This is a genomic window from Chloroflexus sp. (assembly GCF_034434295.1).
Taxonomy (GTDB): Bacteria; Chloroflexota; Chloroflexia; order Chloroflexales; family Chloroflexaceae; genus Chloroflexus.
Map to the genome: position 1 here is coordinate 1 of NZ_DAOTZQ010000021.1, position 17,083 is coordinate 17,083.

A 17,083-nucleotide genomic window follows, 5' to 3' on the forward strand; every position below is an offset into this window, starting at 1 on the left:
TGACGAGCAGATTGAAACCATTGTCTGGCAGCCGGGGCGCTATTTTGTCGCGGTTGCTCCTGCCAACGCTGGCGAAACCAGCTCACAACCGTACCGACTCACCATTACGCTCGAGCGGAGCACATTGCAATCGTTAGGGCCGGCACCGCATGTGCAGTTTCTGACCGATATTGTTGATCCTGAGGTTACCACCCTCTATATCATCAATTCCGCTCGGATGCAGGGGTTGTACCCTGATGAACTTACGGCAATTAATGTGATTACGACAACCCTCTCTTCACCCACTGGTTATTCCGGGCTTACGCAACTGGTCTGGGGTGTGTCTGAAAATGCCCTGATCCTGGAAAAAGGTGCCGTCATCGATCTGGCAAACCTGGAAGTTATTACTGGTACGCTGCCGTTTAATCAATTGCTCAACGACTGGTCGCAACCGGCTAATCAATCCAATCCGCTTTATGCGAATTATCTGGCCCAGATCATTGACCATGTGATCGAAGCGGCTACCGCACCTGCTGGAGATGGTCGTTCAAGAGATGTGCGGGTTCGCTACCGGATGCGAGCCAATAACGACTCCAGTCCGGGTAATGAAAATGAACAGATAACACCATACCCGAATGTGCGTAATATCGTGTTGGTCGGCGGGGATGAGATCATCCCCTTCTTCCGTTTGCCCGATCTGACAACGATTGCCAACGAAGCCGATTACCTCGACTATTTGAAGACGATTGATCCGAATACGAACGGTGCGAGTCTTATTTCTCCCAACAATCCACTCGGTGCGGCATTGCGCAACCGCATGCTGCTCAGTGATAACCCTTACGGCGCCGACCGACCCTACCGCTTTTACGGATTTCCGCTCTTCGTGCCGCGGCTGGCTGTAGGCCGGATTGTTGAAAGACCCTCCGAGATTGCCGATTTTCTGCGTCGCAACGTGCCCGGATGGGGGGAGGAGAATATATATTTGCGCGAGGATTTCTATTACCCACGCAGCCTGTCCATCACCGGCTACGATTTCTTGATTGACGGGGCTAACGCAATCTCGCGCACCTTGCAGCAGGCAACCAGTGTCAGCGTCACCAAGCGGGTTATAAACAATAACGCCTGGAATCGTGCGCAGTTTGAAGCCGAATGGCTCGAACAACCGCTCGACACGCCGGGCTTCTTTTCTTCTCCTCTGGAGTTCTATTCTGATACTCAGACCCTCGTCAGTTCGCTCAATGCTCACTTTGATCACTGGCAACTGATCCCGGCTGTGAGTGGTATCGGGAATCCTAACTTCCCTGCCGATCGCATTCTGTCGGTGGGCTATTCTTCAGGATTTACATCCGCTATCCCGTCTAGCTCGTGTGACTTCTATCCTTCTATTTGTCCTGGCTTTTTCTACAACACGCTCTACTACTCAGTGGGCTGTCATAGCGGGTACAATGTGCCGTATTTTGCCATCGATCAATCACTTGGGCCGCGTATCGATTTCTACGCTGCCGATTTTGCCCAGGCTTTCAATCGCCACGCTGGTAACTGGATCGGGAATACCGGCTATGGCTATGGGACACTTGATGGCGTGGATTACAGTGAACGTTTGGCTGCGTTGCTGACGCAAGAGCTGGTGCGAAATGAGGTGCGCCCCGATCCGATGGCAGCAAACGGTGAAACCTACGTGGGACGCAGTATTGGCGAGGCGCTGGTCAATGCGAAGCTCCGCTATCTGCGCACCTCACTTGGCCTCAATGCCTACGACTACAAGGTACTGGCAATCACCACCCTTTACGGTTTACCGTGGAAGCGCATCTTCGTGGATAACCCATTGTCGGCACCGGTCGAAGACCTGAATGCTGAGCTGCCCGCCGGTGACCGTACCGCACCCATGCCGGTGGCCGGTAGTCAACTCACCCGCACGATAACCTTTACTATCAACTATGACACTAACTATCTCGAACCGACCCGCAGCGGTCAGCGTATCCGGCTGAATGCCAGCAACTTTACGATTAGCGATACGTTCTTACTTGCCAGCACCTTCAACGTTACGCCGACGGTCACAATCCTTGATAACAATCTGATCGGCATGCCGGGATTACCCGCCTTTGCCTACGACATCACCGCGTTGTCGGGTAGTGACGACGATGATAGTCGCGAACCGTTGATGGTGCGTGATGTTATCTTTGTAGGTGGTCAGTACAATACGGTGAATAATTTCAATCCGACGATTACACAGATCGTGACTGAAACCTTTGAGCCGTTGATCACCACGACGATTGAACCCGATTTCAGCGCCGGGATTGGCTTCTGGGTGCCTGATCGCTTCTTCGGCTATAGTCGTACCGAGGGTTCTAACGGCCCTCGTGACACCCTGATCAGTACCGCTGCCCAGTTCCGGGCGACCGATGGTGTTACCGGTACGTTGCGCACCTATACGCAGCTTGTCTTCCAGGTACTCTACACTGATCCACAAGCCGATAATGCTGAAGAAGCGCTTAACGACCAGGTGCCACCTGTCATTGAGCGGGTACGCATCGCCGGTCAGGATGTAAACCTGCAAAGTGTCTCAACCCTGATCGAGGTCTTCGTCAGCGATCCAGACAATCCCACCAATCCGCAGGTCACGGTAACAGGCGTTTATCTTGCCGATGATGATGTGACCTGGACGCCACTCACTTTCTCGCAGGATAGCCAGAATCCACGCCGCTGGACGGCCAGCGTACCACGACCCTGGCCTGATGTACGGCTCATCATCACAGCGATTGATCAGGCCGGCAATTCGGTGATGTACACGGCAAAAGGGCAGTTTACTCCACCGACGTATCAGATCTTCCTGCCGGTGGTTAATCGTAATCAATCGGCTTCTTCTGTCGGTGGCAGTGTGATAGATGGTCAGTTGTATCTACCTCTCGTCTCCCAGGAGGCAGCGAAATTAGTGCACGAGTAGGGGCAATGTTGATTGGAGGTGCGAGTCTGGTGTCGTGTTACGCTAAGCTCCATTGGGCTTGAAAAGATTGTACGATGGCTATGGTGAGGAGAACTCAGGTCGTTGCAGGTTGCAGTGTAGAGAAGTCCTGCTGCCCCCAGTTCTCCTTACGTTCTCTCGCTGTAATATCAAATCTTGAGCATTGCCGGGTATCACTCGGTCATCGAATATGAGGTAATATCACATCTGGTTTAAAGTCATGGTACGCTCATTACCCTCGCGCTGCACCTGCGAGCGTGCTATCGTCGTAGACGACCGATATATCCTGGAAATGCGAGCACCTGCAAAGCATACTGCACCTGCGCCCCGCAGATCATCGTAAACCAGAAGAAATAACTCTTAACGCTTAGCGTGTGTGGAAGGGACGGGTTCTGAACCCGCCCCTTCCGAATCATTCCAGCAGCCTCCTACAGACGTTGCGTGTTCCCACTAACATTACCATCGCGATGGATGATGTCGTTGCGCATGCGGTGCTAGGGTTCCTGGTTGCGGATGTGGATACTATGGATAGACTCCTCATCGCTCTTACGAAACAGGTTCTGCACTGGCGGTATGTGAACGATCTCGATCCCCATACCTACAACAAATGCTCTCGTGCCCAGAGCGCGGCCTGGGTGCGGTCGCGTACAGCTAGCTTGGCGAAAATCACGCTTAGATGATTCTTAACGGTTCCCACACTCAGCGCAAGCTGTTCGCCAATCTCTTGATTGGTATAGCCTTGGGCCAGTAGCCGCAGAATATCGCGCTCGCGTGGGGTGAGGAGAGCGGTAACATCGGGTGGTGTTGAGGAAGCGGCGGCCGGTGTAGGAGCCAGACTGGCCAGACGTGGCAATAATTGCGCAGTGATCTGCGGATGAATCAGCGCACCGCCGCTGGCAACGGTGCGAATGCTATCGGCCAATACTCGATGATCGACATCTTTGAGCAGGTAACCACGAGCGCCGGCAGCGATTGATTGCAGGACCCGTTCATCATCGTGGAAGGTAGTTAACATAATTACTGTCGGACGTGGGCCGCGTTCGGCAAGTTTTCGCGTCGCTTCTACTCCATCCATGACCGGCATCATCACATCCATGAGCACAACATCAGGATCGAGTGCTGCAACCAGCTCAAGCGCCTCGCGCCCATTCCCGGCCTGACCAACAACTTCAATATCGGCTTTGCGCGACAGCAAGGTCGCGATACCGGTGCGAATGAGAGCCTGATCATCGACTATCAGAACGCGGATCGTCATCGTTATTCCTCGTGGTCAATTGGAAGCACTAGCCGTAACCGCCAGCCTCCTGTTGGTAATGCACCGGCTTCGATCCCGCCTCCCAGTAACTCTGCCCGTTCTCGTAATCCAACCAGCCCAAAACTTCCGCTCCCCAGATCGATGTGTGATCGTGGTTGGTCCGAACGATCATTATTGGTGACGGTTACAACCACGTAACCACCTTCAGTACTGACGTAAACGATAATTGTATCGGCACTGGCATGCTTGCAAGCGTTGGTCAAGCCCTCTTGCACAGCCCGATAGACACAGTGTGCTACCGGAGCAGGTAATTGATTAATGTCGCCGTGAAGGTTCAATTCAACTGTAATCCCTGTACTCTGGGCACATTGACGTACCAACTGGTGCAGATTCTGCGTCAGATCTTCAGGCTGGATGGATAAATCAGCGTCAACTACTGCCAGCAGGCTTTGCCAGGCACTGTGCAGCAATTCCCGGCTATGAGCCAGATGGTCACGGGCGGCTGCCGGGTCTTCAGCAGCCAGATCGGCGGCCAGTTGGAGTTCGAGGTTAATTAAGACCAGTTTTGAACCCAGATCGTCATGCATTTCACGGGCAAAGCGTGATCGTTCTGCTGCAATCGTAATCGTCTGAATCTCGTTTGCCTGCTGCTGCATCTCGGCAGAGAGTAGTTGCATTTGCCATTCAACCTGCTGACGCCGCCGCAACTGATAACGGGCCAGGATGAGCGGTGCCCCTACCAGCGCCAGTGCAACGCCGAGGCCGAGGATGGTGGCGGCATCAAGGGTTAGTGACTGCCAGAAACCGATCCCCAGCAAAAGCAGTGGAAAGATGCTGCCGAAGAAGATCAATTGCAGGGTTGAAAGGCGGCTAGCCATTTGCCATGCTACCAACAGCAATCCCCAGAGAAGCGGTATCAGATTGGTCACTGCCGCCATCAATGTAATGGTCAGCGTTTGCACTACCAGGCCAATCTGGATAAAGATGGTCTGTCGAACGTGTTGGGTACAGGCACTGGCCACAATCAGCAGGCCACCGAGTACTACCAGCCAGAGCAAGGCTGGCAGCGAGAGTGGATTGGGCTGGATGAGGGCCAGGCCTACCGAAAGACTGACGAAGAGCGATGGTAGGAGCCAGGCCAGCACAGAGTATGGGCGGGGCGCGATCAGGGTTTCCTCTAACGTATTGTCCAGTGCCAGTCGTGCTGGTTGCCGGGTATCATCACTCTGGAAACGGAGAGCAGTGACTGCGCTACGCAGGCGATCAATTGCAGTTGCGGCAGCGGCACGTGGCAGATCAAGCACTGCATGTAAGCGATGTAAGTTGGTTTGGGCAACCGCCAGCGCACCCGCGATACTTTGTTCGGCCTGCGCCAATGCCTGCTGAACTTCGTCGGCCAGCAGGTGCAACAATCGCTGCCGCTCTTCGTGAGCCACGCGCTGCTGAACGTCGCGGAGAAATGTCGAGAAAGCTGCTGAGCGCTGCTGCATCTGCTGTAGCATCTGCTGAACCTGTTCGCTGCGCCGGAGATGCCGGGCATAGATAAAGGCGGCAATGATAGCGCAGGTAGCGGGGAAAGCTATCGCGAGGTTACTTTCTAGCCATCCAATCAGGTCGTGCGAGAGGCGGTAACGTACCATTGCCCAGATCATCCAAATGCCGACGGCCATTATTGCCCACAACCATGGCCGGAAGAGCATAATGCCCTGTAGAACCAGGATGAGATAGATATAGTCAATCAAAGGTGTTGGGTATAGTAATTGCGCACCGGCCGCAGCGGCCAGCTCGAGACCAATCAGTATCACCTGTCCCCATACGGTCAGGAGGCGCAGGGGTGTAATCCATGCCAGCCCGACCATACCCACTAAACAGGCCAGCATACCGATCAGTCGGGGCCAGGCCGTCCGCAGTACCGGGTCACTCAGAGCGCTCAAAGCAACAACCAGCACTACCAGCGAGAGCAGCACAAGAAACGCTAATGCTGCTCGCTGATAACGGGAGACGACGGCTTGCACGAATGACGATATGCGGTGTTTCATACCATGAAGTGTATCACATCGTGCAAACCATTCGTGCAATCCAGGTTGTACGGGTCACCCATAGCCGCTCTTCGGTTGAGGATTGCAGCGTTGGTTGGCCTGCAAAAACCTGTCGGGCGAGGCAGGCGAAAATCGTTCCTTCGTCTACCTCGCCCGACGTGATACAGGTTATGTAATTTATATCAACTTCTAGCCGCGCAGTTTCAGCAGCCCCTCAACCGGTGCGAAGTTCCACGGTTCGCCCATGCCGATGATGATGTGAGTGGCACCGGCTTCAAGGTATGGTTCAATCGGCTCACCAGCTCGCGGTGACACACTGCGCTCGATGGTTGCCGAGTCACGTCCGATCTGTTCGCACCACTGATCGAGAATGGCATTCTTCCGCTTAAAATTTTCAATCGGACCGAAGCCGTGCCAGATGTCAGCGTGTTCAGCAGTAATGCGCAGGGTGACCTTTTCACCGCCACCGCCGATCAAGATTGGAATGCGGCGCAATGGTGGTGGTTGATCGGCAGCCCATCGCTCTTTAATAATCGGCAACGCCTGACGAAGTGCGCGCAAACGGTCGGCAGCCGTCCCAAATTCGTAGCCAAACGTCGTATAATCTCGTTCAAACCAACCTGCACCCAGCCCAAGAATGAGTCGTCCGCCGCTGATATGATCAACGGTCTTTGCCATGTTCGAGAGTAAGGCTGGATTACGATAGCTGTTGCAGGTGACCAGACATCCAACCTCGACCCGTTGGGTGATAACAGCCATTGCCGTCAGAAGTGTCCAGCCCTCGAAATGTGGACCATCTGGCGGCCCGTAGAGAGGAAAAAAGTGATCCCAGTTCCAGATCGTGTCACAACCAATTGATTCGGCATATTGAACAGCTTGCCGGTACGATTCCCACGTGGTGTGTTGTGGAGGAAGTTGAACGCCAACACGAAAACGAGACATCTTTTTCCCTTTCTGGTGAAGCGGCGATAAACAAAATGACACTTAAAAAGCCTGCACAAATTGCGTTTATGCTGTAAACTGTGTGTTGCAGTGCTGCATAGTGTGGCGCACCTGGTTGCGTTAATACGACATAATATTGTACAGGTGCATTGATGAGAGTTCGTATTTGGGGCACACGAGGATCATACCCGGTTGCAAACGCCAGTATGTTGCGCTATGGTGGTAACACAACGTGTGTCGAAGTAGAAGCCGAAGGCCACCATATTATTCTTGATGCTGGTACCGGTCTGCGCATGTTGGGGGAAGCTCTTCGGCAATTGTATGCTCCACCGAACCGGTTCGATCTCTTAATTACTCACACTCATTGGGATCATATCATAGGTTTTCCGTTCTTTGCCCCCCTGTTTGACCCGAATTCAAAAATTGATATCTATGGTCTGGCCCGTACTCAGTCGAGTCTGCGTACAACCCTGGCTGGTGCATTGAGTGATCCTCTGCTTCCACTCACCCTCGATGATCTGCGTGCTCAGATTAACTTCTTCGAGATCGGTGCCGGTCATTGTTTTGAGTTAGGGCCGGTTCGGATACGAACGGCTCTCGCGAATCATCCCTATCGAGCATTGGCCTATCGGCTCGAGACCGATCAGGGTGTGCTGACGTTTATTCCCGACACAGGGCCGTTTCATACGGTGCTCTTCGGCGAGCAACGTATCGAGTGGACTGGCCAGCCCACTGCTCGCAGTCAGAGCGAGTTGCGTGAACTGGCGGTAATGAAAGAAGCGATTCTTGAGCTGGCGTATCGTGCCGATTGGTTAATTTACGATGCGCAGTTTACCGATGCCCAATATGCCCGTTTTCCCCATTGGGGTCATAGCAGTGCTTCTCAGGCACGTGAAATTGCTGAAGCAGCCCAGGTGCGTCAGTTGATCCTGTTTCACCATGACCCTCACCGTACTGATGCTGAGTTGGATCAGATCGTTGCCGAGCAGCAGGTAGCCGCAATACCGGGATTAATCGTCTCTGCTGCATTTGAGGGTATGGAGTTAGTGAGGAAGCCATGAAGGTTCGTTTCTGGGGAGTACGCGGGTATGTACCGACACCGAATGCAGCGATGTTGCGCTATGGCGGTAATACCTGTTGTACCTCAGTTACCGGTGAACGCGGTGAACTCATTGTTCTTGATACTGGAACTGGCTTCTGCATGCTGGGTGATGAGTTGATGCAGGGTGAATTCGGTCGTGGCCGTGGCACACTGACTCTGTTGATCAGCCATACCTACTGGGATCATATTCTCGGCCTGCCCTTTCCCGGCGTTGTGCATATTCCCGGTAATCGTCTCGATATCTACGGCCCTGATAGCACTCGTGGATCTCTGCAAATGGTCTACGATGGCATGCTGTCACCGGTTTACTCACCCGTGTTTGGACTGGCTCATATCGGTGCCACGCATCGGTTTACGCCTATTTCAACCGAGCCATTCATTGTTGGTCAACTCACCATTCGGGCAATGCCCCTATCATATCGTCCCCATTCACCAATCTGGGCTTACCGCCTGGAAGAAGGGAGGCGGGCTTTGGTCTACATCACCGATGTCCGGTATAGTAAGCGTGGTATTCGTGAAGCCGCGATTGCCTTTGCCAAACAGGCCAATGTCCTTATTCACAGTACTCCCTATCTACGTGATGAGCAGGTAGAGGATTACGGTCATAGCCGGATTGAAGATGCTATCGAGATGGCTCAGGCTGCTGACGTTGAGCGCCTGTTGCTGTTTCATCACGCCCCGACACGCACCGATGATGAACTTGATGCGATTGTTGATCACTTTCGGCAGATGTTAGCCGCGCAAGGTAGCTCGCTACAATTGATCGCTGCCGCAGAAGGGATGGAGCTGGTGGTGTGAGTAAATATATCGCATGGTAAACAGTTTCTCACTGTTCGTGTCTTGCGTGACGGCTAGTGGCGTAGTAGAATACGAGAAAGGTTGCGACGTTGGTGCTACATCGTAGTAGCGTTTCTGCAGGAAGCGAGGCCCTATGACCCTTCAGGTCGGCCTGACAATTTCGCAAATCATTGCCTTTTGAGAAATAGCTCGGTCCTCGCCGTGCTCCATGGCGGGGGCCGGGTTGTTTTTTTATCGCCCCGCCCCCTGCTAAAGGTGGGCAACAGCGGATGGAGGAGATCGATGGAACTGACCATCAAGAGCCGCAACGGCAAAATCTCGGATCGTCAGCGGGCACACATCGAAGAGAAGCTCTCTAAACTTGAGCGCTATCTTCACGGCATTACCAGTATCACTGTCGAAGTCCAACACGAACAACAACGCAATGCCGGTGAGGTCTATCGTGTGCAGACGACACTGGTTGCCGAGCACGGCGTAATTCTGCGTGCCGAAGAGCGCTCACCCGATCTCTATGCCGCGATTGATGAAGTACAGGAGGTGCTTCAACGCCAGATTGCGCGCTACAAAGACAAGTATTGGCGGCGAAGCCGTGACCAACGGCGTGCTCCCAATGGGTTGACCCCGGCGGAAGAGGTTGCTATCGCCGAAGCAGAGGCGGCAGCTCTTGCCACCCCAACTGAGGTTGAATCAGAGGCCAGGGTGATTCGCACCAAAACCTTCCGTCTCCGTCCGATGTTCGTTGACGATGCGATTGAGCAGATGGAATTGCTCGGTCACAATTTCTTCGTCTTCCAGGATGCCGAAACGATGCAGGTCAGCGTGCTATATCGACGGCGTGATGGGAATTATGGTGTGATTATTCCTGAAGTTGGCTAATACCAACCGTTAGCCCGGTGCAGCGTGCTCTTCAGTATCGGGTAATCACATGCGTGTGGAAGCAATTCTTCCGCACGCATTGTTTATGTGAAAGGAACATCGACTGACAATATGTGTGTTCGGCCTTTGTATGGCCTCTGCCCTTGTGGTGAGATAGCGTTATCTATCGTCGTTGCATTTATACCGTTAGCACCAGGACGATCAGCAGTACGCACAGTGCCAGCCCGGTGAGCACGAGATGCGCATATCCTAACGCCATTCCGATCAAGGCTATCCCCTTGCCGGTGACGATGCCGTTCCCGCGCTGAATTGCTCTGTGCCCCAGGTGGCCGCAAATGACAGCCGGAATGGCCAGGAATAATGGGACAAAAAAGAGAATCCAGGTCATTACTCCACAGATGAGACTGGCAATCGCCAGTCGGCTGTTTTGGGCCGGCAGTAGCGGGGTTGTCGTGTCGATGACCGGTGTTACGCTGCTCTCGATTGAGGACAACCTGTGACCACAAGCTGGACAAAATCGTTCTGTACCAGTCACAGGATACCCACAGGCAGGACATCGTCGCACGGTAAACTCTCCTTGCTGTTATGCGGTCGCCAGTGTTCGCACCTGAAGCCCAATATCCGGTGCTGTCACTAATGCCTCTCCGACCAGGATCGCATCGGCACCGTAGCCACGCACTTCGGCAACGTGGTCAGGGGTAAAAATACCGCTCTCACTGACCAACAATGGCCGTTGCGTTCCTGTTGGCAGATGATCTGCTACGTTCCGGGTTGTCGTGCGGTCGGTCACGAAACGGTGCAGATCACGGTTGTTCACCCCAACGATTGCTGGCTGGAGGCGTAGTGCTCGTTCTAACTCGGCGACAGTGTGTACCTCTACCAGGGCATGCATTCCCAGTTCATAGGTCAGGGTGAAAAGGTCAGCCAGTGTCTGATCATCGAGTGCAGCCACAATTAACAGAATGGCGTCAGCACCGTAGGCACGCGCTTCGTAGACCTGATACGGATCGATGATGAAATCTTTCCGAAGCAAGGGCGTGCCCGTTGTCTGAATGTCGGGCAGGGTACGAATACCGGCCAGGTAGGTTAGACTTCCCTGAAAGAACCGCTGATCGGTCAATACCGACAATGCCGCCGCACCGTTGGCCACGTAGGTACGGGCCAGGGCCAGATGGTCGAAGTTGGCCAGCAACACACCACGACTGGGTGAGGCCTTCTTGACTTCGGCGATGAGGGCAGTTGCCGGTGCCCGGCGCAGTGCAGCGGCGAAATCACGAATCGGTGGTGCATGCCGAATCCGTTCTTGCAGGGCAGCAAGGGGGATTTTGGCTTGTTGACGACGTACTTCCACTCGTTTGTGGGCTAATATCCGTTCCAGAATGGTTGGTTCACTCATGGGTTGTCCCTGGTAGCATGTACCGTCAATTGCTTCAGCTCGTATACGAGGCGTGACTGGCAATACCTCTTAGTGCTGATGAGTATGAACGTAGTCGGTAACCGCCATCTATTGTATCATCAATCACAAGCGATTGCTGACAGGTATGCCCGGTTGCAGAACCTCTGTCAGTTGCAGAACTTATCTTCAGGAACGGAACCCCACGCCGGGTAATTTTCCTGCCTCTTGCACACCACGTTTGTTATGAAGATTGAAAGCCATACTTGCAAACCCTGCTTTGCTTCGTACCTGCAAGGTTGCGCAAGATTGTCGATCAGTAACTATCGTGTGCCGGTACCAGGTATGCGATGGAAAGGTAACGGGTGTGGCCTTGCACAATAGGGGTCATATCAAACCTGGTTTTGTAAAAATCGTGACCCACAATCTACTGTCACGTTGCATCGTTGAGCGATCCATCGTGGTGGACAAACGCCAGTTGCCATACTGGGAGCGTGCGCCTCCGGCGCGCTTCACCACTTGCAACAGCCCGCTGTGCCCCCTGCTAACGGCATATCGCACCGCTGAATCAGCGAGCGACAGCCCGCGCCATCCGGTACCGGTGGCGGGTGAAGGTGGGGGGCGCATACCACTACTGGACGCAGTAGCTCTGTCTCTCGCTCATTCTTGTGCGACTCATCGTGGTGGGCAAGCGCCAGCAGCCATCCTGGGAGCGCGAGCCTCCGGCTCGCTTCTCTACCTACGACGCCCCCTAACACCCGCACCGCACAGATTGCAGCTCCCCCTACTTTCTCACTTCCTGTCTTCTATATCCTACCTTCTACTTAGAGCGTGAACGGCACAAACGGCGCCTGACAGGGGATATTTGCGGCAACATGCATTGTGCGTCGGTGAAGGTCAATGATAACACCGCACACACTCTCATTGCGATCAACCGCGGCAACGTGCGGATCGGGGTGTCGGCAAATACAGCGGGGGGCACCGTCGTGATCGCGCAGAATTGTCTGCAATACATCCAGATCAATCTGGCCCGCCGCAGCATGCAAGAGTTCCCACGCTCGTCCATACCGTTCTCTCGTTGTTGAGGTTGGCTCCAACGGGCATTCACCCGCAGCAGTTTCTCCGTCGAGGCAGTGATTGGCGTGTGCTAACAGTCCTTCTTGAGCGGGTATTTCGGCAATACCGGTAGGGGTCAATTCTAGCGCGACCAGTTCGCCATCGGCACTGGCCAGCGTAATACATGATGAACCGGCTGCCGGGATGTGTCTGGTCAGACGTTGCGCTGTTGCGGTATCGGTTGACTGTAGTATCTGGCGTAACAGAACGTGAACCGGCATTCCTTGCTGTTGACCGTCAGTGCGGGAACGAAGCAAGTTGAGACCAACAGCAATGCCAGCTTCGTTGAGACCAATCTTCGCTACCATCCCTGCTTCGGTGAGCGTCAGCAGTGAGGGTGTGTCAGGGCCGCTCACACGCAACAAGACACAGGCGGTGCGCTGATCACCCTGCCAGTCCCAGGTTTGGGCCAGCCAGACGCCACCGTTTGCGGTAGCCGGTGAGGTAGCCGCAGCAGTAGTGCATTCACCATCGTCGCTGCTGGTTGCGGGTGTTGGTGGTAGTTGCTCTTGATGTTGGGGAACTCCTGCCGCTCGATTGCGGGCCAGCGCAGCCGCTGCTTCAGGATGATGAAAACCAACCCCGACACCGGTCAGCAATTCGGTACGTACATTCAACGCAATGATCTCGGCCAGAGTACGCCCAGCCCCCATCGCAATCCCTCGCATCTCGGTTAGTAAATCAGGCGCTATATCGTGCAACAGTGGTTCATAAGCCAGAGCTGCCTGCTGAACTTCTGCCCAATCCATTCCGCGCCGATACGCAAACAGGCGGGCATAACTGGCAATACTATGGCGAATGAGTGCTGCTGTCGCTGCTCCGTACTGCTGACCACGTTCAAATGGCTCACCGGTAATGGTAACAAGTGGAAACATCGGTTTGTGCTCCTGTTTCAGTATGGAGATATATGCTGTTCTCTATCGTACCACTCTGAATTCGCGGATGTAGTGGATACCCGCAGATCGCCCTACCACTGGTGCCGTGCTGTGATGAACAGTATCACTCAAGATCTGAGATAACGAAGCGTGGTTGTCGCTCGTGCCCTTACATAATTCTGGAGAGGGTTGCATACTGTTGGGTAGGTCGTTAGCCCGCCTGATGATTAGCAGGTTGAAACCCACACCCTACGACATTACGCTCCCTGATCCAGCCACCGCCATCACGGTACAATCCGCACGATCACATAGTCTTGCCATTGATACGGATGACCACTCTGGTCGGTGGCCGTGGCCTGTACCGCAATCGGGCTTACCCCCACCGGATTTGCTCCGGCAACCAGCGGTATATTGAAGATGTTGCCCGTACCTGCTGTCAACAAACCGACATCAATGGTCATCGTCTGGCCGCTGATGGTACACGTTCCGGGGGATCCTGCGCACGCACCGCTACCAAAGCTGATCCCATTCGGTAAGGTGATCGTGATCTGGAAGTTGCGGGCGGCGCCGGCAGTAATGCCACTTGCCTGATTGGTATAGTCAACAGTCAGGTTGAACGTATTTCCGGTTGATACCGAAGACACCGATGATGCCTGTAACGCCACATCAGGTGTGGGTGGGATGTTCAGGTAAAGGGGTAGGCCAGTCTGCCCTTCCTGAATGAAGTGGTTCTCACTGGTAGCGCTATTCGTGCAAGTGACAATCCGCCACCAGCCCGGCTGCGGTGAAAGAATAACGTCGCCGCCACGAGTTGTTGTTGTGCCGTTATTCCACTGTCCATTAGCCGAAGCGGTACCTGCAATTCCACCACTCTGTCCGGTGGGATCGTAGACCGATCCGGGTGGATAGTAGCGTACCCAGGCACTACCAACATCGTTCAGGTCGAAGTTGTGGAAAGCGACACTGCTCTGCCCTGGTGCCACATACTGGAAGAAGGTGGTACAGAACGGCGTTCCCGGTGGATGGCGTAAGGTCTGGCGTACAATGCCCTGGACAATCTCGTCGCCGCTGCCCGGTATGCCATCTAAGTCGACGGTAGGCGCACCGCTGCCACTCCAGCCACTGCGCACTGCCCATCCATTCGTATCATCGTCTGGAACACTCGCGACAAGCAAATAGACTCCACACGGGGTCGTACCAGGAATGCCCGGTAGAGCCACCCAGGTCGTGGCATCGCCAGTATTGGGGAGATAGGTAGCACTGGTGACCAGAGTGCCAACAGTTGGTGGATAGCCATCACCGGCCTGCCAGCCAACCGGCATGTGATACAGCGCAAAGGTGGTACTTTCCGCTGTGCCTCGAATAGCATCGGTGAAGTTGGTGGCTGGGTTGATCGCCGGGCTGAGTAATTCAACCGCCAACTGGCCGCTCACGCCACATGGTACGTCAATGCGGACGATTGATGCGCCTTCATTCACGCCGTAGAAGTTCCAGTTGAAGGTTGTGTAGTTAGGGCCGGCGGTTTGCAGTGCCGTTGGGTCTTGGGTTAGCAATACCGGTGTCGCATCGACGATGGTGACAGTTGCGGTAGACGGATCGCCCAACGTCGCACCGGTTGGATTGCTCAGGCTCACCAGAATCGTCTCGAATGGCTGATCGCTGCTTGCGTTGTTCAGTATCTGGATCGTGAAGGTTCGACTCGTTTCTCCTACCGCAAAGTTCAGCGTGCCACTCACCGGCACATAGTCGTGCGTTGGCGCTGATCCATCACCTGGCAGAGCCGTTCCACCGTTTATGGTTGCGTAGTCAACGCTTACCGGTACAGTGGCTGCCCGGCTCAGGGTGACAGTTAGTGTCACCAGACCGGCACTCTCATTGACGACAACATCACTGGTGACGAAACGTACTGCCGGCGGATCATCATCACGAATGGTGCCCACACCTATCCCATCACTAATGACGACCGTCTCATCGGTCACGATGGTGGCTGGCTGTCCGGGCATGGTGGCCCGTGGGTTGCTCAGATTGACGGTGAAAAACTCATCGTCTTCAGCCAGCGTATCGCCAATCACGCCCACCGGTAACGTGACCTGGAGTGAACCGGCAGGAATGGTGAGGGTGCCGGCGGAAGCACCGTAATCCAGGATAGCGAGCGCAGTGCCATCGGTGGTTGTGTAATCGAACAAGATATCGCGATCCGACACCCGGTTGATGCGCACGATAAAGATACTGTTTGTTATACCGCTATCACCTTCAAACCGTGTGACATCGTCGATGCTAATCCGCACCGGCTCGTTGTCGCGGTTGAGGACGTTTACACTGTTCGGAGTCGGCGGCAGGCCGTTGTAGAAGGGATCGCTGCTTACCGCCGGCTCAAGCTGGACGGTAAACGGTTGATGTCCATCTTCCAGCGGATCGTCTACGCCGGTGACCGTCAGTATTGCATCGATATTCCAGTTTGTATTGTCAAAAATGACACTCGCCGGCGTGACGCTGCCCTCGGTTGGATCGCTGACTGAGATATTGACCTGCACTGTCGCTGTCGGCTGGCTGGTGAGACGGAGTCTTAACTCGATGCCGTCGCCATTTTCCGAGACAATCAACGGCACCGGTGGTATTGTGACGACAAATCCTGCGGTGTCGTTGTCGCTGATGGTGAGATCAAGCGTAGGTCCGCTCAGTCCATTGTAGAACGGATCGCTGCTGCTTGCCGAATGGGTGATCACAAGGGTTTGGGTGGCTTCAGCAATGGCATCTTCCGGCACAGCGATAGTGACAGGTTGCGGCGTGTTCCAGGTTGCCGACGAAAAGGTCAGGTTCAGGATCTCCTGTCCGTTCAAGGTTACCTGACCCTGGCCGTCGATGGTGACGGTAACGTTGGCTGTGGGCTGGGTTGCCAGCGCAACACTGTAATTCACACTACCCCCTTCGGTAACGGTGAGGGTAGTGGCGCTGATCACAATGTCCGGAATATCATCATCATTTACAGTCACCGGTAGGATGATACCGCTCAACCCACTGTATGCCGGGTCGACGCTGGTTGTGGCGTGGGTGATGGTGCGGTTGCGTGGTGGTTGGGCAATCTGATCGACATTCGGTTCCAGCACGCTGACGGTCTGAGGGTTGTTCCAGTTGGAATCGTCGAAGATCAGGGTTGCTGTTGGCCCACCATTCACCTGCAACCATCCTGCGCCGTCAATAACGACAGTAACTGGCGCAAGCGGTTCGCTGGTCAGGCTCACCTCATACGTCCCCACAATACCTTCAGTAATTGTCAGGCTGGAAGGGTTAATGTTCAGACCGGCAGTATCGTTCTCGATAATCGTCACCGTGAGCGGTGCCGCTGGCAGGCTGGCGTAGACTGGATCACCGCCGCCCAGAATGTGGAGCAGGGTCACATCGTAGGTTGCTCCGGTCGGCGTCTCGTCGATCTGGTCGTCAATTGCCTGGATGGTGACAGTCTGTGGTGTATTCCAGTTGCCCGGCGTGAAGGTGAGGGTCAGCGTTGCCTGTCCATCCAGTGTCACCTGACCCTGGCCGTCGATAGTAACGGTGACATTCGCAATCGGTTCACTGGTCAGCACCACTGTGTAGGTCGCCGCCGGCCCACCTTCCGCTACCGTGAGAGAAGTGGGATTAATAATCAAACCGGCCACATCATTCTCGGTCACCGTCACCCGCACCAGACGGTCGGGCAGGATGTTGTAAATGGGATCGCTGGCACTGGCCACGTCGTGGCGCAGGTC

General features: G+C 54.5%; 11 protein-coding genes. 4 read left to right on the top strand and 7 right to left on the bottom strand.

The window, feature by feature from the left end:
• A partial coding sequence (locus VAE57_RS03625) for a peptidase (protein ID WP_322820540.1) occupies positions 1-2,923 on the top strand: 2,923 nt, incomplete at its 5' end.
• A 616-nt stretch (positions 2,924-3,539) separates the two neighbouring features.
• On the opposite strand, the gene VAE57_RS03630 is transcribed toward VAE57_RS03625, so the two are convergent.
• From VAE57_RS03630 to VAE57_RS03640, 3 genes are all read right to left on the bottom strand, one after another.
• Positions 3,540-4,196: a response regulator transcription factor gene (locus tag VAE57_RS03630; protein ID WP_322820541.1), complete on the bottom strand. Its 657-nt coding sequence runs from the start codon at positions 4,194-4,196 to the stop codon at positions 3,540-3,542.
• Positions 4,197-4,198: 2 nt separating this feature from the next.
• Entirely contained in the window at positions 4,199-6,235 is a 2,037-nt protein-coding gene (locus VAE57_RS03635; protein WP_322820542.1) for a histidine kinase, read from the bottom strand.
• Positions 6,236-6,424: 189 nt separating this feature from the next.
• Positions 6,425-7,177: an LLM class F420-dependent oxidoreductase gene (locus tag VAE57_RS03640; protein ID WP_322820543.1), complete on the bottom strand. Its 753-nt coding sequence runs from the start codon at positions 7,175-7,177 to the stop codon at positions 6,425-6,427.
• Positions 7,178-7,329: 152 nt separating this feature from the next.
• Here VAE57_RS03640 and VAE57_RS03645 point away from each other — a divergent pair, with 152 nt between their 5' ends.
• The 3 genes from VAE57_RS03645 to hpf all read left to right on the top strand — a co-directional run bounded on the left by VAE57_RS03645 (position 7,330) and on the right by hpf (position 9,953).
• The gene (locus VAE57_RS03645) at positions 7,330-8,238 is read left to right on the top strand and encodes an MBL fold metallo-hydrolase (RefSeq protein ID WP_322820544.1); all 909 of its coding nucleotides are present in this window, start codon (positions 7,330-7,332) and stop codon (positions 8,236-8,238) included.
• Entirely contained in the window at positions 8,235-9,077 is an 843-nt protein-coding gene (locus VAE57_RS03650) for an MBL fold metallo-hydrolase (RefSeq protein ID WP_322820545.1), read from the top strand. The genes VAE57_RS03645 and VAE57_RS03650 overlap by 4 nt, the downstream gene beginning before the upstream one ends.
• A 282-nt stretch (positions 9,078-9,359) precedes the next feature.
• Positions 9,360-9,953, top strand: a complete 594-nt coding sequence (hpf, locus tag VAE57_RS03655) for a ribosome hibernation-promoting factor, HPF/YfiA family (protein WP_322820546.1) — start codon at positions 9,360-9,362, stop codon at positions 9,951-9,953.
• 178 nt (positions 9,954-10,131) lie between these two features.
• Here the strand turns inward: hpf and VAE57_RS03660 are convergent, their stop codons facing one another.
• The 4 genes from VAE57_RS03660 to VAE57_RS03675 form a co-directional block, all read right to left on the bottom strand.
• Complete coding sequence (locus VAE57_RS03660; RefSeq protein WP_322820547.1) at positions 10,132-10,518, bottom strand: DUF4190 domain-containing protein; 387 nt, start codon at positions 10,516-10,518, stop codon at positions 10,132-10,134.
• 18 nt (positions 10,519-10,536) lie between these two features.
• Entirely contained in the window at positions 10,537-11,349 is an 813-nt protein-coding gene (gene trpC / locus VAE57_RS03665; protein ID WP_322820548.1) for an indole-3-glycerol phosphate synthase TrpC, read from the bottom strand.
• 821 nt (positions 11,350-12,170) lie between these two features.
• Complete coding sequence (locus VAE57_RS03670) at positions 12,171-13,337, bottom strand: C45 family peptidase (protein WP_322820549.1); 1,167 nt, start codon at positions 13,335-13,337, stop codon at positions 12,171-12,173.
• A gap of 284 nt (positions 13,338-13,621) precedes the next feature.
• Positions 13,622-17,083, bottom strand: a 3,462-nt coding sequence (locus VAE57_RS03675) for a Calx-beta domain-containing protein (protein ID WP_322820550.1), incomplete at its 5' end; no start/stop codon positions are given.